The sequence below is a fragment of the Sutterella sp. genome, from assembly GCF_052272535.1.
Classification (GTDB): Bacteria; Pseudomonadota; Gammaproteobacteria; order Burkholderiales; family Burkholderiaceae_F; genus Sutterella.
Map to the genome: position 1 here is coordinate 1 of NZ_DAVZJY010000371.1, position 1,170 is coordinate 1,170.

The window sequence follows — 1,170 nt, forward strand, 5'->3', positions numbered from 1 at the left end:
CCGCCCACGGGCGCGCGCAGGACCGGCTGATTGAGGTGCGGCGCCTCGAGACCGAAACCATCCACCAGGCGGCGATGAAGCGCCTCGAGATCGAGCAGGCGAAGCGCGCCCGCATCGAGGACGAGCAGCGGCTCGCTGAGGCGAAGAGCGACGCCGCGCGCGAAGGCGCGCGCATCGCCGAAGCCGAGCGGCTGCTCGCCGAAGAGGACCGCTCGGCCTTGGAGAAGGGAGCGGCCGAATTGATCGAGAAGTCCGCGGGGCTCGAGCGCGCCGCGGGCGACGCCTTGGGGCGCCTCACCGAGGCGAAGCGCCGCGTGGACGACAACCGGCGGCTCGCCAAGACGATCACCGAGTCGATGATGCCGCTCACCGAATCGCTCGGCAGTTGGCGCGTCACGGCCGAACAGAAGGCCGGGCTGCTCGCGCAGTTCACTGAACGCATGGAGGAGTTGGGCGCCGACTGGGAGCGGCTCGCACTTCTCGCGCAGGAGCGCGGCATGAAGGCCCCGGCCGTGAAGAGCGAGGTGACGCGCCTCATGAACGAGATCGCCTCCCTCGGGCCCGTCAACCACGCGGCCTTGGCGCACCTCGAGGCCGCCGAAGAGCAGATGCGCGCCGCCGAGCTGCAGATGGAGGACCTGCGGCGCGCCGTCGAGACGCTCGAAGGTGCGATCCGCCGCATCGACGCGGAGACCCGCGCGCGGATGCGCGAGACCTTCGAGAAGGTGAACCGCAGCTTCACCGAAACGTTCCGCGGCCTCTTCGGCGGGGGCGAGGCGTCGCTCAACCTCGTGGGCGACGAGATCCTCACCGCGGGCGTCGAAGTGCGCGCGCAGCCGCCGGGAAAGCGCAACCAGACCCTCACGCTCCTCTCGGGCGGCGAGAAAGCGCTCACCGCCACGGCCCTCATCTTCGCGATGTTCCGCCTCAACCCCGCGCCCTTCTGTCTGCTCGACGAAGTGGACGCGCCCCTCGACGAGGCGAACCAGGGGCGGCTCGCGCGATTGTGTCAAAGCATGTCCGAGGCGACGCAGTTCATCATCATCACGCACCACCGCGTGACGATGGAGCATGCCTCGGCCCTGATCGGCGTCACGATGAAGGAGCCCGGCGTCTCGCGCGTCGTGAGCGTGGACATCGCGGAAGCGCTTGAATACGCGGCCAAAAAGC

1 pseudogene is annotated in these 1,170 nt (G+C 69.5%); it reads left to right on the forward strand.

Going from position 1 to position 1,170, the window contains the following annotated elements:
* Positions 1-1,170: pseudogene (locus tag ACT6Y9_RS11065) on the forward strand (chromosome segregation protein SMC); the annotation flags it as partial.